Origin of the sequence: Antarcticibacterium arcticum (assembly GCF_007993795.1) — a bacterium.
Taxonomy (GTDB): Bacteria; Bacteroidota; Bacteroidia; order Flavobacteriales; family Flavobacteriaceae; genus Gillisia; species Gillisia arctica.
Window position 1 is genome coordinate 1997833 of sequence record NZ_CP042476.1, and the last position, 23152, is coordinate 2020984.

A 23152-nucleotide genomic window follows, 5' to 3' on the forward strand; every position below is an offset into this window, starting at 1 on the left:
CGAAAAATTTTCAACAAAAATCCCGGTGGCAAATATAGGCATTAGGGCAAAATTAAACCTAAGGATTAACAATCCCCGGCCTTAAAGCCAATAATTCCTTTTAAAGCTTTATATCTTGCGCATCAAACCAATGTACCTTTTGTGTTATGGTACCTCCTTCCAACGTAAGTATTCCGGGATTGGCACGCACAATGGTTTTAAGCAGGGTTTCATCTGCCCGGTAAAATTCAAAATTCAGGCTGTGTTTATTGATAAAATTTTGAGCAGCTTCATCTCCAGAAGAGGTAAGGGCTATTACCTTATATCCCTTTGCCACCGCTTCCTCACTCATTTTTTTGATTGCCTCAAAACCTTCTTCCTCTGTATTACGAAGACTGTATGCTACAATAAGCAACAGCTTCTCCGCATTTAAAACTTCATCGGTCACATTTTCTCCCTGCTTCTCAATAAGAAAATCATAAATAGCCGGTTTATCTCCCTCTTGTACCAATTTGGTTTCAACCCCAATATATTTCCCCTCCACCTGCGGGAAGGCGCCATTGTTCTTAATGATCACTTCCTCTTCCCCGCTCTTGAATTTCCAGGTGTATTCATATTCGGCTTTTCGGGCATTTGCGGGAAGCTGCATTTTCTCCCGGATATTATTGCCAATCTTGTACGCCCTAAAATCTATAACCGGCAAATGCATCAACACATGGTATGCAAAAAGGAAACAGAGCATAAAAGATAAAAAGATTATCCAGCGGTGCGAGGCCGGGGCCAGAATGGGATGCAACAGTTTCCGGTTAAAAAAGAGGAACAGTATTAAAACCAGCAACACCACATCTTTATAAAAGGACTGCCAGGGCGTTAAGGGAAGGGCATCGCCAAAACAGCCACAATCTGTTACCTTATTAAAATAGGCGGAGTAAAAAGTAAGAAATGTAAAGAACAGGATCATTACCAACAGGCTCCACATCGTGAATTTTGGAAGGTATCCAATAATGAGCATGATGCCCAGCACAAGTTCAAAAATCACCAGGATGATAGCTATTACAAGGGCAAATGGAATTAGAAATTCCATGTTAAGCACTTGTTCACTAAAATATTCCTGCAACTTGTATGAAAAACCAAGAGGATCGTTAAGTTTTATAAATCCCGAGATCATAAACAAAATTCCCACGAATATCCTGGTAACCCCTACAAGTGTTTTCATTTTTCGAGTTGTTTTAAATTTCCTTTTCCTCCATAAGGATCAAGGCGAAAACTGCATAATTTATCATGTCCTGGTAGTTGGCGTCAATGCCCTCACTCACCAAAGTTTTTCCTTTATTATCTTCAATTTGCTTAACGCGCAACAGTTTTTGAAGAATAAGATCTGTAAGGGAACTCACACGCATATCTCTCCAGGCCTCTCCATAATCGTGGTTCTTATCCTGCATTAAGGCACGGGTTTCAGCAATTTTCCTGTCGTAATGCTCCAGGGCACTCTCAGGATTGAGGTCGGGTTGGGCAGCAATACCAAGATCCAACTGGATCAAAGCCATAACCGAATAATTGATAATGCCTATAAATTCAGGTTTTTCATCCTCGGCTATTTTCTGCACCTCATTTTCCTGTAATCCGCGTATGCGTTGTGCTTTTATAAAGATCTGGTCTGTAAGTGATGGCAACCTTAAAATTCGCCAGGCACTGCCGTAATCCTTCATTTTATTTATAAACAGTTCCCGGCATACAGTGATAACCGCATCATATTGTTTAGACGTATCCTTCATAAAAACAGTTGAATTTGCGTAAATTTCGGGCAAATTATTAAGATAGTCAAAGTTAATTTTTTAGCTGAATTTCATACCACAAATCAGAAATCTTACCATGACCATTAACTGTAAAGGAAATCTAATAGATCTCTCTACTCCCAAAGTAATGGGGATCCTGAATATTACACCCGATTCTTTTTTTGCTGAAAGCAGGAACACCACAAATAATCACTTTCTTTCCAAAGCAGAAAATATGCTGAATGACGGGGCAACATTTCTGGACCTGGGAGGCTATAGCACCCGTCCCGGAGCCGCGGATATAAGTGTTGACGACGAATTGGCAAGGGTGGTCCCCGCCGTAGAACTATTGCATAATAATTTTCCCGAAGCCCTTATCTCTGTCGATTCTTTCAGAAGCCGGGTAGCCGAAGAAAGCATTCTTGCAGGTGCGGCGATGGTAAATGATATTGCGGCAGGGAATCTGGATGAAAATATGATGAAAGTGGTGGCAAAATACCAGGTACCTTATATAATGATGCATATGCGGGGAACCCCACAAACTATGAGCGGACTTAATAAGTATGAAAACATGCTGCAGGAAATCATGTTTTATTTTTCTGAAAAGATCAAAGCTGCCCGCTCGCTGGGAATCAACGATCTTATAATAGACCCAGGCTTTGGTTTTTCTAAGAATATAGCACAGAATTTTGAACAATTAGCAAAAATGGAATTTTTCAGGGAATTGGGACTTCCTGTATTGGCCGGGCTTTCAAGGAAATCTACCATTTATAAAACCTTAGGTTGCAGTCCTGAAGAAGCCCTGAACGGCACTACTGTTCTAAATACCATTGCCCTAAGCAAAGGAGCCTCTATCCTGCGGGTACATGATGTAAAGGAGGCTATGGAAGCTGTCAAATTAACAGAAGCCCTTAAAAACTAACCTAATATTTTCTACATTTACACAAAGCCTTATAATTTGGATTTTTTAAACCTTCGCATTCTTGATATTGTAGATATTGTATTTGTAGCAATCCTGCTATTCTACATGTACAAACTTGTTAAAGGTACTGTTGCGGTAAACATTTTTGTAGGGATAGTAATAGTTTATTTAATAGGTAAACTTACACAATTGCTCCAAATGGAACTGCTTAGCAGCGTTTTGGGAGAATTCATTGGGGTGGGAATGTTTGCGCTAATTGTGGTTTTTCAGCAGGAAATAAGGAAGTTCCTGCTTATGATAGGTTCTACCAATTTTACGCAGCGGCAAAAATTTTTCAGGCAGCTTAAATTCGTCAAGGATGACACTCAAATAAGCACCAATTTAAATGCAATTATTAAAGCCTGTGAATCTATGGGCCGTAACTTTACCGGGGCCCTGATCATAATTCAAAAAAGCACCAATTTGGATTTTGTTAAAAATACGGGCGATGTGATGAATATCGAGATCAATCAACCAATTATAGAATCTATTTTTCATAAAAGCGGACCCCTTCATGATGGGGCAATGGTGGTGGAAGATAATAAGATAACCGCTACGCGCGTAATTTTACCGGTGAGCAATGACCGCTCAATACCTCTTAGGTTTGGACTTAGGCACCGGGCGGCGGTTGGAATAACCGAAAAAACCGATGCCCTTGCGCTCGTGGTAAGCGAGGAAACTGGGCAGATATCCTACCTTAAGGACGGAGAATTCATCATATTCGACGATCCCGAAGAACTGGTCTCCAGGCTTAAGGACGACCTTACCTGATCTTTGAAAATCTTCCTCGGGCATTGAAATTCGTCACCAAAGGTTTAAATTGAGTTAGAGTGCAATAAAGAATGAAAGTAGCTATGTTTACAGAGATTCCTCGGCCATGAACTGTACTTCATAAAGATTCTTGTAATAGCCGTTCTCTACCTTCAATAACTGCTTATGGGTTCCCATTTCAACGATCTTTCCGGCATCCATGACAAGGATCTTATCTGCTTTCTTAATGGTAGCAAGCCTGTGAGCAATTACTATTGACGTACGGTCCCTGGTGATCTTGTCCGTTGCTTCCTGAATAAGTTGTTCGCTATAAGAATCTATGGAAGATGTAGCTTCGTCCAGCACCAGGATACTTGGATTACTCACATAAGCCCTTAAAAAGGAAATAAGCTGCCGTTGGCCAGAGGAAAGCATAACCCCACGCTCTTTCACATTATAATGATAGCCGTTGGGAAGAGAAATAATAAATTCATGAACCCCAATTTCTTTAGCTGCCCTAACAACATCTTCTTCAGATACATTGGGATTATAAAGGGTAATATTGTTTAAAATGGTATCAGCAAAAAGGAATACGTTCTGTAAAACAACGGCAATCTCTTTTCGCAGGGATCTCAGGGTGACCTGGGTTATGTCTGTTCCATCTACCAAAATCCTTCCACTGTTGATCTCGTAAAAACGGTTGAGCAAATTGATGACGGTTGTTTTACCCGCTCCGGTCGCTCCTACTATTGCAATTGTTTCTCCTGGGTGTGCCTTAAAGGAAACACCTTTAAGAACCTCTTCATCCTCCTCATATCCAAAGCGCACCTCCTCAAATTCTATTTCCCCCTTTAAATGATCAATTTCAACCTTTCCGGTATCGGGGATTGAGGCTTCGGTATCCAGGATCGCAAAAACCCTGTTGGCTGCGACCATTCCCATTTGCAGGGTATTGAATTTATCGGCAATCTGCCGCAGCGGCCTGAATAGGGTTTGCGCCAGTTCAATGAACATAATGATGATCCCCAGGCTTAACGCGTCATTATCTACCACTCTTAAACCACCATACCACACTATTAAACCAACGGTAATAGCAGAGGACATCTCGGCAATTGGAAAGAAAATGGAGTTATACCAAACCGTTTTTATCCAGCCTTTTTTGTGCTTGTGGTTTATTTCCTTAAAATTCTCATATTCCACTTTTTCCCGGGTAAAAAGCTGAACTATCTTCATTCCCGTTATTCGCTCCTGTACAAATGTATTGAGGTTGGCAACCTGATTTCTAACATCCTCAAACGCGATCTTCATTTTCTTCTGAAAAACCCGGGTGGCATATAAAATGAACGGCATAACAGTGAGAACCAGCAAGGTTAGCTCCCAGCTGTTGTAGAACATAAAAATGAGAATTACGAGCATTTTTAAAAGGTCACTTGCAATTACGAACAAACCCTCACTAAAAATACTGGCGATTGTTTCAATATCGCTTACCGCCCTTGTAACCAACCTTCCCACTGCCGACTTGTCAAAATATTTCATTTTGAACTGCAGCATATGTTTGAAGAGGTTTACCCTTAGATCACGAATAACTTCCTGCCCCAGCCAGTTGGCAAAATAAATAAATAGAAATTGAAATATTACCTCCAGAAAGAGAGCCCCAACCATTAAGCTTATATAAAACACGAGGTTTTCGCTATCCTGCGGAAGGATGGAATTATCTATGGTTAATTGTAACAAATACGGCCTTAACACCGCAAAAAAGGATAACAGGATTGCAGCCAGCGCCACAAAATAGAAAGTCCATTTATATGGATTGGTATACTTTATTAATCTTTTAAAAAGATTAAAATCAAATGCATTTCCTGTTCCTTTACCTGTAGCCATTTAATTTTTTACAATTGTTGCAGGATAATCTATTCCTGTTAAAAATAAAGCTTTTGCCGGAACAGATGTCCCCGCCTGTTGCCTGTCCCTGCTTTCCAGGATCCTGTGCAAATCTTCAACGTCCAGTTTATGCAGTCCTATTTCAAGCAAAGTTCCTACAATAGCTCTTACCATATTGCGCAAGAACCTGTCAGCCGTGATATGAAATACCCACATTTCCTGTTCCTTTTTCCATTGGGCATGCATTATGCTGCAATTATAGGTTTTTACATCGGTCTTTGATTTCGAAAAACACTTAAAATCGGTATAATCCTTCAAAGTCGCTGCAGCACGGTTCATTCTTTCCAAATCCAATTCATTTTTTACAAAATGGGCCCTTTCTGCCAGAAATGGATCTTTATGCTGAATGATATAATATTTATAACTCCGGCTTACTGCATCAAATCTCGCATGAGCCTCAGGGTGTACCTCAAATAAATCCTTTACCGAAATATCTGCGGGTAAAACACTGTTCAGCTTATATAAAAAACTTTTACCGTCTTTAATCTCAACACTATCAAAATGGGCGAAATATTGAGAGGCATGTACGCCGGTATCTGTTCTTCCCGCTCCTACCACAGGAGTTTCCTGTTGCAGGATGGTAAACAGGCTTTTTTCCAGAGTTTCCTGAACCGAAACCGCTGCGGGTTGATATTGCCAACCGTGATAACACTTGCCGTTATACGCCAGTTCAATAAAATATCTCAAGCTAAATTGATACTTTTACGTGATTATAAGATTGCCTGCAAAGATACAGGAATATGATGATATGATTATAGGATGGTTTGATTATATGATTATTTGAAAGTTTGATGATATGATGTTTTTGATAATGGAGAGGGTTTGAACAAAACTGGTTTTTGAGTGGTACTTTTATTTGACATTTTTGAGTTTTGAATTTCAATACACCCCGGATTTTTACTTAAATGAAAAAAATACTATTACTAAGCGATACCCATAGCCATATTGATGAAAGGATCCTGCATTATGTGGCAGAAGCCGATGAAGTATGGCATGCCGGCGATGTAGGTGATATTTCGGTTACAGATAAAATTCAGGAAATGAAGCCGCTTAGAGCCGTTTACGGCAATATAGACGGCCACGAAATTCGCAAAGAATTCCCCCTGAACCAACGTTTTTTTTGCGAAGAAGTTGATGTATGGATCACGCATATAGGAGGCTACCCGGGAAAATATTCGCCTGTAATAAGAGAGGAAATTAAAACCAATCCGCCCAAATTATTTATTTGCGGGCATTCTCACATTTTAAAAGTGATGAATGATAAAAATTTACAATTGCTGCATATGAATCCCGGCGCAGCAGGAATTTATGGTTTTCACAAAAAGAGAACCATGTTGCGGTTTAAAATTACAGGAAAAGAAATAAGCGATCTTGAGGTTATTGAGTTAGGGGATAAATGATGAGAGTTAGGAGTTAGGAGTTAAGAGTTAGGAGTTATGGGTTATCCCTTTTCGTTGAAGGTTGAAGGTTGAAGGTTGTAAGTTGTAAGTTGTAAGTTGTAAGTTGTAAGTTGAAAAATACAAACTTGCCCAATCCTACAGGTAGGATTTGTTCGGATAGCAGTGTTTATTATGGTGGGAAACATAATAGGGAGGGGTTAAAAGTTCTGTGTCAATTACATTATACAATATACAGAATACAATTCCCCCTACTCTATACTCAATTCTCAATTCTATTTCTGCGTGATTGGCGGGAATATCTGCGTGATTTGCGGGAAATTTTCTTGGTCGGGAGGGTGGATAAGTTAGGAGTTATCCCCGACTCTTTACAGATAGGAGCCCAAAGTCTGCCGTCTGCTTTCCAGTGTCTACGGTCTAAAAATTAAATACTCACTACTCACTACTCACTACTCAATTCTCAATACTCACTACTCAATTCTATTTCCATCCATAAAAAAACCCGAAGCTTTCACTTCGGGTTTTCCTCGCACTAATAACACTAAGATAATAAGGGTTAACGCAACCGGTCTACAGATTTTACGAGATCTTCATCCTTTTTTATGGCCTTATTGGCCAAAACTAAAAAAACGATAGAAAGAACAGGAACAAACATCCCAATACCTTTCTCAGAGATTTGCATCTCTCCAGGTACAATTAGTGACCAATACACAAAAACTCCCAGCAAAAAAAAGTTCAATAATATATTGATGCGCCCCAGAACAAACTGAAGCTTTCTGTTTTTGAATAAAAAAATTGTGATCAGCGAAATCAATGCCGATCCCAGGAACATACCAAGGGCAATTAAGACCTCATCCACATACACCGGTTCCCCGGTTTCATTGCTCCACAAAGAAACAAAAAATATTAAAACTCCGCTTAAAAGTGCGGCAATAAATAAATAAATTGTTTGAATACGTTGCAGCATAATAATGGCACATTTGCCCGCAAAAATAAGTGTTTCTTTTTAAAATGTGTGCTCAATGATTTAAAATAAAGTTGTATTATTGCAGTAAGAATTCGTAACCAATTCAATATTAGGTTACTTAGTACTCCAAATTTTTTCGATTCTTCCTCGAGAAGTATACAACAAAACAATCAACAATTTTATTCTTATAAATTATTCATGTTTGAGATTTCAGAATTAAAAGCGAAGAAGCTTCCTGAGCTTCAGGACATTGCTAAATCCTTAAATGTCCCCAAATACCGCACGCAGAAAAAGGGCGACCTGGTCTATCAGATCTTAGATCATCAGGCAGCCAATCCCGAGAAAGTGAAAGAGGTATTAAAGGAAGAAACTACTACAAAGCCTGTAGACAACCCCACTTCAGGAAAACCGGATTCCGGTAAAATTGGCGGAGACAGAAAGAATGACAGGACCCAAACCTCACCTCGTCCTGCTCCATCCAAAACTCCTTCAGCTCAAAAACAGGAGCAACCTCAAAAAAATACCGACAACCGCTCCAAAGAAAATCCCTCCTCCCAACACCAAAGGCCAACCAACAAACCCGCACATCCCAGAAAAGATGAGCAGGGTAATTCGGCTAAAAAGGAGGAGACTTCAGGTTCTGCTTCAAGAGATACCGGAAATTCATCCAGAGGAGATTCAGGAAATTCTTCCAGAGATACCGGCAACTCTAACCGAGATAACAGAGATAATGGTAATTCCAATAGAGAAAGCAGGGATAATGGGAATTCTAACCGGGATAGCAGAGACAGCGGTAATTCAAACAAAGATTCCAGAGATAATCAAAAAAATCCCCGGGAAGCCCGTAAGGAACCCCGCTCCAACAAACCCGATCCTAACAATGCAGGAAAAAATAACGGGAATCGCGATAACCGGAACCGTTACAGGGAACCCGATTATGAATTTGATGCTATTATAGAAAGTGAAGGAGTGCTGGATATCATGCAGGATAACTATGGTTTCCTTAGATCTTCAGATTATAATTACCTTTCATCTCCAGATGATATTTACGTTTCACAATCGCAAATACGTTTATTCGGTCTAAAAACCGGAGATACTGTTTTGGGACAAATACGTCCGCCAAAAGAAGGAGAAAAATATTTTCCCCTTATTAAAATTGTTAAGATCAATGGCCTTGACCCCCAGGTGGTGAGAGACCGGATCTCATTTGAACACCTTACTCCCCTTTTCCCAAAAGAGAAATTCAACATTGCCGAAAGACAATCTACTATTTCTACAAGAATAATGGACCTTTTCTCCCCTATTGGAAAAGGCCAGAGAGGGATGATAGTTTCCCAGCCAAAAACGGGAAAAACAATGTTGCTTAAGGATATTGCAAATGCAATTGCTGCAAACCATCCTGAGGTGTACCAGATCATTCTTTTAATAGACGAAAGACCTGAAGAGGTTACAGATATGCAACGCCATGTAAAAGGAGAAGTGGTAGCTTCTACCTTCGACCGCGAAGCTCACGAGCACGTGAAGGTGGCTAACATAGTTCTTGAAAAGGCAAAGAGAATGGTAGAATGCGGTCACGACGTTGTGATCCTTCTTGATTCTATTACCCGTCTTGCACGTGCTTACAACACTGTTCAACCTGCCAGTGGTAAGGTATTGAGCGGGGGTGTAGATGCCAATGCATTACACAAACCAAAACGTTTCTTTGGAGCTGCCAGAAATATTGAGAATGGAGGATCCCTTTCCATAATCGCTACAGCTCTTACAGATACCGGTTCTAAAATGGACGAAGTAATCTTTGAAGAATTCAAGGGTACAGGTAACATGGAACTGCAACTGGACAGAAAGATCGCCAACCGCAGAATATTCCCTGCCATTGACCTTACCTCATCAAGCACCCGTCGTGATGACTTGTTACTGGATGAAAATACCTTACAACGTATGTGGGTAATGAGAAAATATCTTTCAGATATGAACCCGGTTGAAGCAATGGAGTTCATCAACGAGAGGTTCAAACAAACTAAAAACAACGAAGAGTTCCTTATCTCAATGAACGGATAGGTAATCTTAAATAAGTTTATAGAAACCGGCTTTCCTTTGATGGCCGGTTTTTTTTATATATTTATTTTTTAACCATTCCCTTAATCCTATGAGGTTTTTATCTTTTCTACTAATAAGTTTTATATTTTTTTCCTGTTCCTCAAAAAAGTCCTTGGTTAGCGAATGGACAAAAAAAAGTCCGAAAATCTATCTGGATGAAAGCATAGAAAAAAATTTCATCCAACGCTTTTCAGGAAAGATGGAGAAATAAAAAAAACGGACTTGTGAGGTGGGACTATGGCACTCAAGATAGTGGGAGGGTCGCAAGGCTTCAAAAACCTCTTTATTTTAGGCACTTTGTAACTTACCCCCTGTTTGCAGACAAAATTGAAGAAATTACAGGAAAAACATTTCCTGAAAATACTATTTTCCTTCTCCAGTTCACTTTCCTTAATGACCTTTGCAGCGAATTTTTAACTAATGAGTGGAACAACACACAGATCAAATTCAGAAAGAATTTTTTAACGCCACGGAAGGAGGAAATAGAAAAGCGAAATGAAAACTTAGTGATCCTTAATTTTTTTGAAGACGGAATATCCTTATTGAATTCACCAGGTTCCCCGGAAGAATACTTCTATTTAGACAAGAACAATTTCCTTAGAAATAACTTTTTTAAAACCCAGACCCTATGTGGTTCCATGGGGTTAATAAAGCCCAATGGACAGGCATTGGTTAGGAACGGGGAGTATTCTGCCGGAGAATTTGAACAGCATTTAAAACCCGAAAACTGGGACCTGTTCTTTTCTCCGGAAGAATAATTATTCCTTTATAAGTTCCATTTTCTCTGCAAAATAGTCGCAGAAATCTTTCATGGTTGCAGTCATTTTCTCATCCTGTGTAGCGCGGTTAAAAGTATCGCTCATGGCTACAAGGGTTTGATGAAAGAATTTTTTCATCTCATCTACCGGCATATCCTTTGTCCAAAGGTCTATGCGTAGGGTTTCATTTGCTTTGCTGTCCCACATTGAAAGCAACATTGCCTTTGCCTCCTCGCGGTACACGTCTCCATCTTCTGCACTCCAGAATAGAGCTTCAGGAACGCGATTCTCATCCAGCAAGACTTCAATATTGATCTCAGATTTCTTAAATTCTCCCATTATTTTCTCGGTTTATAATTTGCCTTATTAAATATTGTTTCTGCGTCTGTAACAAGCATTTCCCGTATGCTCACTTTTTCCCGGCTCATGTATTGCCGTATAATTTCCCAGCCTATATATTGCCCCAGCATAGCGGGAGATTCATTGTCAAGTTCCAGGTAGAACTTTGAAAAAGGGGCAGGATAAAGGAATCTTGAGTATAATTCGGTGTCCGAATTGAACAAAACCTGGCGCTCAACAAAATACTTCCAGATCTGTTCTTCATTTTCCACCGCCCAGGTATACTCCTCTGCGGTATATCCAATTTTTACCGCATCGGGGGTTTGCGGCAACAGGATATCCTTTAAATATAAGATTTTTCCATAATACAGCATATGGGCCAGAAAGGTCTTTGACTCCGGTTGGGGGATGTATTTTTTAGCATATTCTGCCGCAACGTCAGGCAGGATTTGGTTTCGTTCAAAATTTTTCTTCAAATAAGTTTGTATTCCCAGGTAAAATTCGTGGTTTTTACCCAGGTAGGTGTCCAGCGATATAAATAAATAATCATCTGCCAACAACACCTTGTTCTTATAATCTACTTCAGATGTAACAGTAATTACAGTGGGAGCCTCAAAAGATGGAAAATAGTATTTTAAATGCTGAAAAAGACTTTGTAATTGATCCTCTTCCGAAGAAAAATCGGGAAATTCCTTTTCTACTTCGCGATTTAATTCGTGTTGTATGGTATCATTGATACGTTGTACCCAAATGCTGTCATGAAATCTCTGCGGAAAAAGAAAGGGATATTCAGCCTTAAGCGCGGGAAGGGTTTCAGGAGTAACCGATGCGAATTTTTGATCAAAGCGTATAAGCTCAAATTCTACAGGAATTTGCTCTATCTCCTTTTCCAATTTCGATTTATTATTACAGGAAACCAGCAATGCCGCGAAAAAAATGAAAATAATATTTCTTATCATTGAAAATATATTGTGAAGGCTTTAACGCCGGCTACTTTTAATAATTATTGATTCATGTTAAATTTGTTTGCAAAGGTATTACTTACAAACTTAAACACATAAAATATGCAGACCGAAAAGGTGGTAAATCACATTGTTGACTGGTTAAAAGAGTATGCTACCAATGCCGGTGTAAACGGTTTTGTACTGGGTATAAGCGGCGGGGTTGACTCAGCTGTAGTTTCTGCCCTTTGTGCCAGAACCGGCCTGCGAACCCTTTGTGTTGAAATGCCCATTCATCAACCCCAAAACCAGGTTTCCCGTGGGCAGGATCATATTACAGCACTTAAAGAGCAATTCGCAAATGTAACCAACATACTTGTAGAACTTAGCCCGGTATTTGAACAATTTAAAAGTACGCTGCCCCTGGCAGAGGAAAGTTCCACACTGCAGCTCGCCCTGGCCAATACCCGGGCCCGGTTGCGGATGACAACCTTGTATTATTTTGCAGGATTACATGGGTACCTTGTGGCTGGAACAGGAAATAAAATTGAGGATTTTGGTGTAGGATTTTTCACCAAGTATGGAGATGGGGGCGTTGACCTTAGCCCAATAGCCGATCTTTTAAAAAGTGAGGTTTATGAGATCGCCGCATTTTTAAAAATAAACAACGATATTCTGGAAGCCGCACCTACAGATGGCCTTTTTTCTCACAGCCCAAGCGACGAGGAGCAAATAGGCGCGAGCTATGATGAGCTGGAATGGGCCATGAAAATTTTTGAAAAAGAAATGGATCCACTTCAATTCTCGGGTCGCCAACTTGAAGTTTTGAAAATATATAAACGTTTAAATTCTGCAAATCAACATAAAATGAAACCAATTCCGGTTTGTGAAATACCCGTTCATCTAAGAAATTAAACCCTTTATCGATTATCCAGCTCAATTGAATAGAAATAGAAATTTTATCAGCTAAATTTAGATATTCAAATTATCTAACCGACTAAATTACGAACCCTACTCCTGTAATTTTTAGTGCTAATAAAGTTCTATGAGTTCAATTTTAATTGCAGACCACCATCCAATTACAAGAGCAGGGATCACCGCATTACTTAGTGATAACCAGGACCTGGAAGTTATAGGAAGTGTTACCAGCGGTAACGATCTTTTCAAATTTTTAAAGAATAAGATCCCGGATGTTTTGGTAATGGAAATTGACCTTCCTGAAATTAACGGGATTACAGCCCTTCGCACTATTAAAACCCAGTTTCCCGGCACCAAGATGCTCGTATTTACGTGCCAGCCGGAAGAAATGTATGCTTTAAGCGCCATAAAGGCCGGAGCATCCGGTTACCTTTCCAAAACTGTTTCTACAGACCACCTTCAAAAGGCGATACAACAGGTGGCACGCGGGGGTATCTATCTCAATAAGGAGATCACAGAAAAGATAAATTCAGGTTTCTCACAGGGCAATAGTCTTATCTCCAAGTTCAAACGTCTTTCAACACGTGAAGCCGAAGTTTTAAATATGCTTGCCAGCGGGAAAAGAAACAAAGACATTGCAGATGCATTGAGCATCAATGAGAAAACGGTAAGTACGTATAAAACAAGATTGCTGCAAAAACTTAAAGTGGATAATCTTGCCGATCTTATTCACCAGACAAGACTCCTGCAGCTTAGAACTACATAACCCTGTTGAGTTTATTTGAAAGCACTTTTTTTAGGGACAAATAATCCATAATATCTTCCATACTCTCTTTAGTATCCTCTTCGGAAGATTCTTTTATCTTCCTGGACAGATCATCAATTTTCTGACTAATTAGAAAACGGCGAAGGGCAAGAATGGTTTCCCCTACCAACCTGGCAATAGTGGTTTCTTTGGTTTTCACCATAATATTCATTCGCTCCCACTCGTGAAGCCTGTATTGCTCCTCTTCCATTAACAATGTGGTAACTTCGGAAGATAGCTCAGGGTCCAGGCCATTTATAAATTTCTCTATATTAACCTCCCCCTCTTCATTTAGCAAAGAAATTATGCGGGAGTACAACTCCCGAAATCTTTCATTGGTAAAAGCAACTTCATCTTCCTGGAGATCCAGAAATATTTTCTCAAAGACTTTTGCTTTTTGAATTTCCGGTTCCATTACAAGTTCCCCCTTATCATTCTCTTTAAGCACCATATCTTCAAATTCCTCCTCCGCCGTTCCGTATAACATCAATAAACTTATGATCTTGCGCTCAAGTTCAAAAAGTTCATCTACTTTGGTCTTAACAGCTTCGGGGCTCCGCACTACCTCCATTGCAGGTGCCTTTTTAGGCTGTACCCCGGAGGTTTTCCCCTCGCGGGCAAGGATTTGGGAAAGGGTGGAAAACAATACATTTTCTGAAATATCCATGATCCTGGAACATTCCTGTATATAAACTTCCTGCTGGATCTGGTTGGGTATTTTGGAAATACTGGAAACCATATCCTGAATAAGGTTGGCCCTTTTTACGGGATCATTTTTAGCGTCCTCAAATAACAGGGAAGCTTTGAATTCAATAAAATCCTTGGCATTTTCCAGCAGATATTCCTGCAGGTCTGCCTGGGAATTTTTTCTTGCAAAACTATCAGGATCCTCGCCATCGGGAAAAACACAAACTTTTACATTCATTCCCTGCTCCAGGATAAGGTCTATCCCGCGAATAGATGCCCTCATCCCGGCGGCATCCCCGTCAAAAAGAACGGTTATGTTCTTGGTAAGCCGGCTTATTAACCTTATTTGTTCAGAGGTTAGGGCGGTTCCTGAAGATGAAACCACATTTTCTATCCCGCTCTGGTGCATTTGGATCACATCTGTATATCCTTCAACCAAATAGCAATTATCTTCTTTGGCTATAGCCTGCTTTGCATAAAAGATCCCGTATAAAACCTTGCTTTTATGGTAGATCTCGCTCTCGGGGGAATTTAAATATTTTGCGGCTTTTTTATCATTGGTGAGTATTCTCCCTCCAAAACCTAAAACCCTGCCGGACATGGAATGAATGGGGAACATCACGCGCCCTTTAAATCTGTCAAATTGCTTCTCACCTTTAACTATGGAAAGCCCGGTTTTCTCAAGGAATTCCAGTTTATATCCTTTCCGCAAAGCTTCACTGGTGAAAGCATCCCACTCGTCCAGGCAATATCCCAACTGGAATTTTTTGATGGTCTCATCTGTAAATCCCCGTTCCCGGAAATAACTTAACCCAATTGCTTTGCCCTGCTCGGTTTTTAAAAGTGTATTCTGAAAGTATTTGCTCGCAAATTCTGAAACCAGGTACATACTTTCCCGCTCATCCTCCTGCTGTTTTTGTTCGCTGGACTGTTCCGTTTCCTCGATCTCGATATTATACTTTTTTGCCAGGTATTTAATGGCTTCCGGATAAGTGAAATGCTCATGTTCCATTAAAAAGGCAACCACATTCCCCCCTTTCCCGCTGGAAAAATCTTTCCATATTTGCTTTACCGGTGAAACCATAAAACTGGGGCTACGTTCATCGGTAAACGGGCTTAAACCCTTGTAATTGCTGCCCGATTTTTTAAGCTGAACAAAATCGCCCAAAACCTCCTCTACGCGGGCGGTTTCAAATACCTGGTCTATCGTGTTCTTTGAGATCAATGTAAAAAGGAAATAATGTAAAATTATAATTCAAATGTAAGCATAAAAAAAAGAGAACAATTTTCATTTAAAATGAAAACTATCCTCTCTTAAACATCTTAGCAGAATGTTATTAGAAATACATCAAAATGCAAGCCACACTTTCAATTTGCCCTGTTAAAACCCAAAGGATTAAAACATTAACATATTTTCCCGGGAATTTTATAAGTATTTATTCCACATCAAATCTCAAACCTACAGATATATTATGCAATTCGGGGTTTGGATTCTTAAAGATAGGATTGAGATCATATTTCACATACAGGGCAGAGCTGCCCCAACCCATATATCCGCTTAAACCATACACCAGGTCATTGGTATTATAATCCCCTTTTAATTTTCTTTTTACTTTTTCCCCGTTTTCTTCATATTTAAGTTTTTGGCGTTCCCCAATATTAAAGCCCGCGAAACCTCCCAGTCCAATCTTCAACTTATTTGATGTTGAAAACCAGGTTTTGGAATCTGTATCAACCCGTCTTGATGGCCCAAATTCGAAATGTACCGGAACTACTAAATTATCCATTCTGAATTTCGATTTATCAAGGTCTAACGTATATTCCTCCAGAAAGGTGTTTTCTCCTTCTTCAATAAATATCCTGTTATCTGTGGGTTTAAGGCCATTAAATTGAAAAGAAACCCCGTAACGCAACCTAAGCCAATTTGAATTTTCAAAAACCCGGGTTTTCCATACCATGCCGATTTCAAAAAATCTGCTGCCCGCCGGTTTAAAATCGGTATCATTAATACTTTGTCCGCTTTCCAGTGCATTATTAAATCCTGCAGCCAGCAATAAATGGGTGGTAGTCCTGTAATAAATTTTCTTACCGCGCTCTTCTTTATGATGTTTCCTGCGATGAGAACTCTCCTCCTTCTCGTCTTCATTCCTTAAGAGCCAGGCCAGTTCATTTTCCAGGATCGCAATTCTGTTTTCTATATTAAGCGCATGTTTTTTTGCTGCTTCTTCCTTAAGGCGGTCTGCCTCCTCACGGGTGATCTCATTATTTTCAAGTTTGATATTAATGCTCTCTACAGTTTTACGAAGGGCTTCTTTTTCTTCGGTAATTATCTGTTCTTTTTGTTGTTCCAGTCTTTCAATTTTTTCAGGGTTTGTCTCCTCCTGTGCCTGCAATTGAGGCATATAAAAGCTGGCTGTTAACAGGCATAAAATTACTGTAATTGTTTTCATGTTGTTTTTGATTGATGAGCCGTTCCTGCCTCCTTCCGGAGGCATTCGCGGTTCAGATTGATGAATAATTATTAAAAAATGATGATCATGCTTTATTGAAGATTCCGGTTTGCCACCGCGGTTTTTGCCTTAAGATATCCCTCTTTAAGGACGTCAAAAACCTTTTCCCTGAAAGACTGCTCTAATTCCATTTCCACATCATACAAGAGTTCCCGGGCATCTACACGGGAGCTTATACCCGCATTTTGCTTGTCCTGACTTATTTCATTTGCGGCATTTCGAAGCAATGCTTCAATTTCTAAAGAAATGCCATCTTCAGTTTCACTTAATTCAGTTTCAGCAAGGATTTCTTCCAGTTTTTGCGCGAGTATCGCCTCTTCCTTATATTCCGGAATACTTCCCTGCGCCAACTCCTTTTCCTTCTGTTGATCCCCGATATTTTCAGCTGCTATAAAAGTTTTGCGGATATCCGGCGCAGCAGATGCATTGTTTTTTTCTTCTTCTGCAGCAATTACCTCAGCTTTTATTTCTGGAGAATTATTTTTATTCCCAGCCACCGGAAGGATCAATTCTTCCGAAGCATTGGTTTCAGGAGCTGCTTCATAAGGAGTTCCAACTATTACCGGGCTTTCATCCGGCCCGGTAAAATATACCAGGCCGGCTATTAATAAACCACCCAGCAGGCTTGCCGCGATCCCAATCCACCAAAAAACCGGCTGCCTGCTTTTTTCTTCTTTATCCAATTTAAACTTAAGTTTATTCCAACTATTATCAACCGGCTTTATTTCCCGTTGCCCAAGCTTATCTTTAAACTGCTTTTCAACCCTATGTTGTCCCATAACCCGCTGTTTTTTGAATCTCTAACTTCTCCTGCAATAATTTCCTGGCTTTGAAGAGCTGCGATTTTGAGGTGCCGCTGGAAATATTCAGTATTTTGGAAATTTCCCGGTGTTTATAACCCTCAATCGCATACATCACGAATACCACCCTGTAACCCTCCGGCAATTCATCTATAAGCTGCTGAATATGTTCGGCATCCATATCTGCCTGGATATTGTTAAAACTATCCAAGCTATTTTCAACCTCCTCCTCCTTGAATTCAAATTCATTTCTTTTACGAAGAAATGAAACAGATTCCCGAATCATTATCCTCCTAACCCAACCTTCAAAACTTCCTTCATTTCTAAAATCCTCAAGGTGTTTAAAGACCTTAAAAAATCCGTTGAGCATTACATCTTCTGCGTAATGCATATCTTTTATATACATTCTGCACACACTCAACATTTTTGGGGAGTATTTCAAAAACAGACGTTCCTGTGAGGGCCGGTGGTTTTTAGCTGCCCGGGCAATTAACTGCGTTTCGTTTTTGAATAAGGGTATAACTTTCACCGGGATTAAATTAGCCTTCTATTATAAAGACGCATGAAAATTACAAAAGGTTGCCCGGCTACCGGATTTTTTTTCAAAATTCTTTTCCCGGGATTATTTTTTTAATTTTCTTCTGCGAGGTACCTCCGAAAAGACTACTCCAATAATTAGGTAAAAAGCAGCTTCCCAACCGGGTTTTTTGTCTAAAACACTTATCTTGGACTTTTAATGTATTGCCCTATGAAAACTGCATTTTATCTCTTCTTTTTTTTATTTACAACCCATGCTTTTACCCAGGAACGTTATCTGAATGACCTTTTCGAGGTTGCCCCTCTTCAAACCAAGATCTACTCGGTTAAAAGTGGCCAGGAACTAAAACTCGATATCTACAGTCCGGCAAAAGATACTGTTCAGGCGAGGCCTCTTATTATTTTCATGCACGGCGGCGGATTCGCAGGCGGGACCCGCAGCAATGAAGCCGAGGTCAAATTTGCGGAAGCCGCCGCGAGGAAAGGTTATGTCGCGGTCCAGATCTCTTACCGGCTTACCCGTAAAGGCCAGTCTTTTGGTTGTGATTATGAAGCGGAAGGCAAAATGAAAACCTTCCGGCTCGCTGCAGAAGATTTTATGGATGCTGTCAATTTTATGCTGAAGAATAGATCCAAATATAACATTGATCCCTCGCGGGTTATCGTTGGCGGTAGCAGCGCCGGTGCCGAAGCGGTACTTAACGCTGTTTATAATGAACGGCTTATGTTTGATGATCTCTCTAAATACGAAGATGTAAATTTTATAGGAGTTTTCTCCCTCGCCGGTGCCATCGTGGATGCCAGATATATTACCCGGGAAAATGCGGTTCCCGGTGTTTTCTTTCATGGCACAGAGGATAACCTGGTGCCGTATGGTACAGGTCCCCATCACTGGTGTGACCGCGACAAACCGGGTTATATCATCCTGGACGGCTCTAAAACTATTGCAGAAAGGTTAAGAGAACTGGACTCCTCCTTTCTCCTCTATAGTTTTGAGGGTGGAAGACATGAACATTCAGGAATGCCCTTTGATTACCTGCCGGAAGTTTTCAGCTTTTTTCACAAGGTTTTCCTCAATGGTGAAAACCTGCAACAAAATGTGAAAATTTCTGAATAATAAAATTTAATTATAACAAACCACCTGACCCAATTTATGAAACCCCTACTACTTCTACTTTTAGTTCTAATCCTTGCTTCTACAAGTTCTGTAGCGCAGGAAGAAAAATATTACAAAGGAAATTTACACACCCACTCATACTGGAGTGACGGCGATGAATTCCCTGAAATGATCATGCAATGGTATAAGAATAAAGGCTATGATTTCGTTGCCCTTAGCGACCATAATACCATTGCCGAAGGAGAGAAATGGAAAACCATTCCCAGGGATACTCTTTACCAGAATGCATTCAGGGAATATCTGAACCAATATGGAGAAGACTGGGTGCAGTACCGGAAGGATTCTACCGGCACCCACGTAAAACTTAAAGGCCTTAGTGAATTCCGCCCACTTTTCGAAGAGGATGAAAAGTTTATGATCTTCCGGGCAGAGGAGGTAACTTCCTATCTTGAGGACAAAGCCGTACATATGGGCGCCATAAATATTCAGGAATATATTGAGCCCCAGAAAGGCAATACCATAGTTGAACTTATCCAAAATAACCTTAATGCCATAAGGGAACAAAGTGAACGCACGGGTGAGCCTATCTTACAGCACCTTAACCATCCCAATTTCACTTATGCCATCACTGCTGAAGATATTATCCAGATAGACGGGGAGCGTTTTTTTGAGGTCTTCAATGGCCATCCTTATGTAAATAACTACGGCGACAGCATTCACGACAGCACAGAGAAAATGTGGGACCAGATAAATATTGCCTACCTGAACACCGGGAAACCCATAATGTACGGACTGGCGACAGATGACAGCCACCATTACCATAAATTTGGCAGCAAATACAGCAACGCCGGCCGCGGCTGGGTGATGGTAAAAAGTGACAGGCTGCACCCCCACTCCCTTATTGAAGCCATGGAGGCTGGAGATTTTTATTCTTCTACAGGAGTTGTGCTGGATAACATCAGGTTTGAGAACAATATACTTTCGGTCACTATAAAGGCGGAAGAAGGGGTTACCTATACCACAGAGTTCATAACCGCACATAAAGATAATTCCCGGGCAAAATCTGTAAAAACTGTTGAAGGATCATGCGCTTCTTATACGCTGCCAAAAGATCATTTATATGTAAGGGCAAAGATCACCTCCAGCAAGCTAAAAGAAAATCCATATATGGAAGGAGATGTGGAAGTTGCCTGGACCCAACCTTTTCTTACTGAAAATTAAGGATATGAAAAATTTGATAATACTTATTACACTTCTTCTTTCCTCATTGGTGGTAGGCCAGAGACAGGTGCAAACCATTAATTCGGGTTGGGAATTTTCTCTGGAAAAAAATGATAAAAAAGAAATTGTAAATATTCCGCATACCTGGAATGCAGAAGATGCCTTTCGGGATGGTAAGGAATATTATCGGGGAAAGGGAACTTACTCAAAGACCCTTTTTGCTTCTCCAGCGTGGAAAGATCAACGTATTTTTTTAAAATTTGAAGGGAGCAATCAGGTTACTACAGTTTTTGTGAATGATCAACCAATAGGGGAACACCGAGGGGATATACCGGCTTTGTTTTTGAAATTTCTGAAGCCCTTAAACCTGGGGAGGAAAATAAAATAAAGATCGAAGTTGATAATTCTCATAACCTGGATATTCCTCCCCTGGATGCCGACTTTAACTTCTACGGGGGAATCTATCGCGACCTGGAATTGATAGTTACCGCTCCTGTTCACTTTGAACTGGAAAATGAAGCTGCGGGAAATTTAATTATAAAGACAACAGATGTTTCCAAGGAAAATGCCCGTATAAAAGTTGAAGCCAAAGTAATTAACAGCAGCCGCTCAAATACAACAGCCAGAATCGAAGTTGAGATATTTGATCCCTCTTCAAACTCAATTAAAACGCTCAGTAAAAATGTAAATCTTAAAGCTTCCGAAACACGGGAATTGATCTTTGAACATCAAATCAAGAATCCTGTTTTATGGTCTGTAGATGCTCCAAACTTATACCAGCTGGAGGCAAGGATTCTAAATGGTTCAAAAATTTTGGATACTTACTCTTCCAGGTTCGGGCTACGCTGGTTTGAAGTTGATACAGAAAGGGGATTTATCCTTAACGGGGAGCCAATTAAGTTGATAGGCGCAAACCGCCACCAGGACTTTAAAGGGCTGGGAAATGCGCTGCCAAACAGCCTGCACCGCAAGGATTATGAGATGATGAAAGAAATGGGGAGCAACGTGATAAGGACTGCCCATTACCCGCAGGACCCCGAAGTTTATAAAATTTGTGATGAACTCGGTTTGCTGGTGTGGACAGAAGTTCCTGTGATCAATGATGTGACAGATACCGATGCCTACCACGATATTTCCCTCAAAATGCAACGCGAACAGATCCTGCAATTCTATAACCATCCCTCTATTGTGATGTGGGGAATAATGAATGAGATCTTCATCAGGCTGGTGTTCAACAACCAGATCACCGAAGAGGAAAAAGTAGAAAAAATTCGGACATCTGTGGAACTGGCAGAAAAACTGGAGAAAGAAACAAAGCGCCTGGATCCGCAGCGATTAAGCGTTATGGCCTTACATGAAAATGAATTGTACAACGAATCTGGCATTGCAGATATTACAGATGTAATTGGCTGGAACCTCTATTTTGGCTGGTACTCCCCGGGGCTGGAAAGTTTCGGAGAGTTCCTGGATGAGCAGCACCGGCGCTATCCTAACCGCCCTCTCTTTATCTCGGAATACGGCCCGGGGGCAGATGTGCGCCTGCAAACCGATACTCCCCTGCCCTGGGATTACAGCGAAGCTTACCAACTAAAATTACACCGTAGTTATATTAACCAGGTTTTGGAACGGGATTTCGTATTTGGGATGACGGCATGGAACTTTGCCGATTTTGGTTCATCCTTCCGGCAGGACGCTGCACCTTACATCAATCAGAAAGGACTGGTGAATATAGATCGCAGTAAAAAAGATATTTATTATTACTACCAGGCGAGATTGCTTGAGGAACCTATGGTCTATATATCCGGGGAACATTATCAAACCAGGTATCCCGAAGATGAAAATGAAAAAGTGAAGATCATCATTTTCACCAATCAGGATAAGGTAAGCCTACAAACCCGGGAACAAGAATTTCCCTCAGAAGTAGTGGATGGCATGGCCGAATTCGTGATCAGCCTTCCTGAAGGAAAACACCGGCTAACTGCTATTGCCGGAGACACTTTCCATAACCGGGAAATTGAAGTGAAATTCAGGAAAAATCTGCTGGAAAATATAGGAAAACAACCTGTTACTATTAATGTGGGGGCCCATGTTAATTATACAGATCCTTTAACCGGGGAGACCTGGATAAGCGACCACGAATATAAAACAGGAGGATTTGGATTTGTTGGCGGGGAAGTCTACCAGCGGGATAAAAATAAATTCCAGGGAACCGCTTCAGATATTCAGGGAACCGAAAATGATCCACTTTTTCAAACTATGAGAAAGGGAATCGAAGCCTACAGATTTGATGTTCCAAAAGGGGATTACCGTGTCACCCTGCTTTTCGCAGATCCTGAATTCAACGCTTCCGAAGAAAACATCTATAACCTCAGCGATGCCCAAAAGCAGGAAATTTCAGGCTTAAGGAGTTTCGATGTGAGAATTAACGGGACCCTGTTTTCCAGGGACCTTAACCTGGCCCGGGATTATGGCAGGATTCGGGCAGTGGAGAAATCTTACAGGGTTAAGGCCGCGGATAAGGGGATACAGGTGGAATTGCCGGAAAATGCAGGAAGGAGCCTTTTGTCCGGGATAAAATTGGAAAAAGAATAAATACAAAGCGGAAAAAAATGAAATCACAATTCATTTTTCCCGCTTTGTATTCCTTTTTAA

At 40.5% G+C, this 23152-nt stretch carries 22 protein-coding genes; 11 read left to right on the forward strand and 11 right to left on the reverse strand.

Annotated features, from left to right (window positions below; all coding sequences use genetic code 11):
• Window positions 1-100: 100 nt before the first annotated feature.
• Complete coding sequence (locus FK178_RS09070; protein WP_146833825.1) at window positions 101-1195, reverse strand: BT_3928 family protein; 1095 nt, start codon at window positions 1193-1195, stop codon at window positions 101-103.
• A 13-nt stretch (window positions 1196-1208) separates the two neighbouring features.
• Window positions 1209-1754 carry a DUF1599 domain-containing protein gene (locus tag FK178_RS09075; RefSeq protein ID WP_146833828.1) on the reverse strand — a complete coding sequence of 182 codons (546 nt, stop codon included), beginning with the start codon at window positions 1752-1754 and terminating at the stop codon, window positions 1209-1211.
• A gap of 97 nt (window positions 1755-1851) precedes the next feature.
• Here FK178_RS09075 and folP point away from each other — a divergent pair, with 97 nt between their 5' ends.
• Both folP and FK178_RS09085 read left to right on the forward strand, forming a co-directional pair.
• Window positions 1852-2676 carry a dihydropteroate synthase gene (gene folP, locus FK178_RS09080; protein WP_146833831.1) on the forward strand — a complete coding sequence of 275 codons (825 nt, stop codon included), beginning with the start codon at window positions 1852-1854 and terminating at the stop codon, window positions 2674-2676.
• Window positions 2677-2712: 36 nt separating this feature from the next.
• Window positions 2713-3486 carry a diadenylate cyclase gene (locus tag FK178_RS09085; RefSeq protein ID WP_146833834.1) on the forward strand — a complete coding sequence of 258 codons (774 nt, stop codon included), beginning with the start codon at window positions 2713-2715 and terminating at the stop codon, window positions 3484-3486.
• 87 nt (window positions 3487-3573) lie between these two features.
• On the opposite strand, the gene FK178_RS09090 is transcribed toward FK178_RS09085, so the two are convergent.
• Both FK178_RS09090 and truA read right to left on the reverse strand, forming a co-directional pair.
• Complete coding sequence (locus FK178_RS09090; protein WP_146833837.1) at window positions 3574-5346, reverse strand: ABC transporter ATP-binding protein; 1773 nt, start codon at window positions 5344-5346, stop codon at window positions 3574-3576.
• Complete coding sequence (gene truA, locus FK178_RS09095; protein ID WP_146833840.1) at window positions 5347-6093, reverse strand: tRNA pseudouridine(38-40) synthase TruA; 747 nt, start codon at window positions 6091-6093, stop codon at window positions 5347-5349.
• Window positions 6094-6311: 218 nt separating this feature from the next.
• Here truA and FK178_RS09100 point away from each other — a divergent pair, with 218 nt between their 5' ends.
• A complete protein-coding gene (locus tag FK178_RS09100; RefSeq protein ID WP_146833843.1) occupies window positions 6312-6806 on the forward strand; it encodes a metallophosphoesterase family protein in 495 nt (164 codons plus the stop codon).
• A gap of 553 nt (window positions 6807-7359) precedes the next feature.
• Here the strand turns inward: FK178_RS09100 and FK178_RS09105 are convergent.
• Window positions 7360-7770 carry a DUF4293 domain-containing protein gene (locus FK178_RS09105; RefSeq protein ID WP_146833846.1) on the reverse strand — a complete coding sequence of 137 codons (411 nt, stop codon included), beginning with the start codon at window positions 7768-7770 and terminating at the stop codon, window positions 7360-7362.
• Between the two features lie 198 nt (window positions 7771-7968).
• On the opposite strand from FK178_RS09105, the gene rho reads away from it, so the two are divergent.
• Complete coding sequence (gene rho, locus FK178_RS09110) at window positions 7969-9828, forward strand: transcription termination factor Rho (protein WP_146833849.1); 1860 nt, start codon at window positions 7969-7971, stop codon at window positions 9826-9828.
• Between the two features lie 263 nt (window positions 9829-10091).
• Complete coding sequence (locus FK178_RS09115) at window positions 10092-10625, forward strand: hypothetical protein (RefSeq protein ID WP_146833851.1); 534 nt, start codon at window positions 10092-10094, stop codon at window positions 10623-10625.
• On the opposite strand, the gene gldC is transcribed toward FK178_RS09115, so the two are convergent.
• Both gldC and gldB read right to left on the reverse strand, forming a co-directional pair.
• Window positions 10626-10964: a gliding motility protein GldC gene (gene gldC / locus FK178_RS09120; RefSeq protein ID WP_146833853.1), complete on the reverse strand. Its 339-nt coding sequence runs from the start codon at window positions 10962-10964 to the stop codon at window positions 10626-10628.
• The gene (gene gldB / locus FK178_RS09125; protein ID WP_146833856.1) at window positions 10964-11923 is read right to left on the reverse strand and encodes a gliding motility lipoprotein GldB; all 960 of its coding nucleotides are present in this window, start codon (window positions 11921-11923) and stop codon (window positions 10964-10966) included. The genes gldC and gldB overlap by 1 nt, the downstream gene beginning before the upstream one ends.
• 105 nt (window positions 11924-12028) lie before the next feature.
• Between gldB and nadE the strand changes: the two genes are divergently transcribed.
• A complete protein-coding gene (gene nadE, locus FK178_RS09130; RefSeq protein WP_146833859.1) occupies window positions 12029-12820 on the forward strand; it encodes an NAD(+) synthase in 792 nt (263 codons plus the stop codon).
• A gap of 130 nt (window positions 12821-12950) precedes the next feature.
• The gene (locus FK178_RS09135) at window positions 12951-13589 is read left to right on the forward strand and encodes a response regulator transcription factor (protein ID WP_146833862.1); all 639 of its coding nucleotides are present in this window, start codon (window positions 12951-12953) and stop codon (window positions 13587-13589) included.
• Here the strand turns inward: FK178_RS09135 and dnaG are convergent.
• The 4 genes from dnaG to FK178_RS09155 form a co-directional block, all read right to left on the reverse strand.
• Entirely contained in the window at window positions 13582-15540 is a 1959-nt protein-coding gene (gene dnaG / locus FK178_RS09140; protein ID WP_146833865.1) for a DNA primase, read from the reverse strand. The two genes, FK178_RS09135 and dnaG, sit on opposite strands and share 8 nt — an antisense overlap.
• Window positions 15541-15751: 211 nt before the next feature.
• Window positions 15752-16765: a hypothetical protein gene (locus FK178_RS09145; protein WP_146833868.1), complete on the reverse strand. Its 1014-nt coding sequence runs from the start codon at window positions 16763-16765 to the stop codon at window positions 15752-15754.
• A 92-nt stretch (window positions 16766-16857) separates the two neighbouring features.
• The gene (locus FK178_RS09150) at window positions 16858-17604 is read right to left on the reverse strand and encodes a hypothetical protein (protein WP_146833872.1); all 747 of its coding nucleotides are present in this window, start codon (window positions 17602-17604) and stop codon (window positions 16858-16860) included.
• The gene (locus tag FK178_RS09155) at window positions 17591-18154 is read right to left on the reverse strand and encodes an RNA polymerase sigma factor (RefSeq protein WP_146833875.1); all 564 of its coding nucleotides are present in this window, start codon (window positions 18152-18154) and stop codon (window positions 17591-17593) included. The genes FK178_RS09150 and FK178_RS09155 overlap by 14 nt, the downstream gene beginning before the upstream one ends.
• Before the next feature lie 219 nt (window positions 18155-18373).
• On the opposite strand from FK178_RS09155, the gene FK178_RS09160 reads away from it, so the two are divergent.
• From FK178_RS09160 to FK178_RS09170, 4 genes are all read left to right on the forward strand, one after another.
• A complete protein-coding gene (locus FK178_RS09160) occupies window positions 18374-19279 on the forward strand; it encodes an alpha/beta hydrolase (RefSeq protein ID WP_146833878.1) in 906 nt (301 codons plus the stop codon).
• Between the two features lie 36 nt (window positions 19280-19315).
• A complete protein-coding gene (locus tag FK178_RS09165) occupies window positions 19316-20500 on the forward strand; it encodes a CehA/McbA family metallohydrolase domain-containing protein (RefSeq protein ID WP_168194581.1) in 1185 nt (394 codons plus the stop codon).
• 4 nt (window positions 20501-20504) lie between these two features.
• On the forward strand, window positions 20505-20888 hold the full coding sequence (locus tag FK178_RS15655) for a sugar-binding domain-containing protein (protein WP_240793807.1): 384 nt from the start codon (window positions 20505-20507) through the stop codon (window positions 20886-20888).
• Between the two features lie 89 nt (window positions 20889-20977).
• Complete coding sequence (locus tag FK178_RS09170) at window positions 20978-23092, forward strand: glycoside hydrolase family 2 TIM barrel-domain containing protein (RefSeq protein WP_240793808.1); 2115 nt, start codon at window positions 20978-20980, stop codon at window positions 23090-23092.
• Window positions 23093-23152 lie beyond the last annotated feature (60 nt).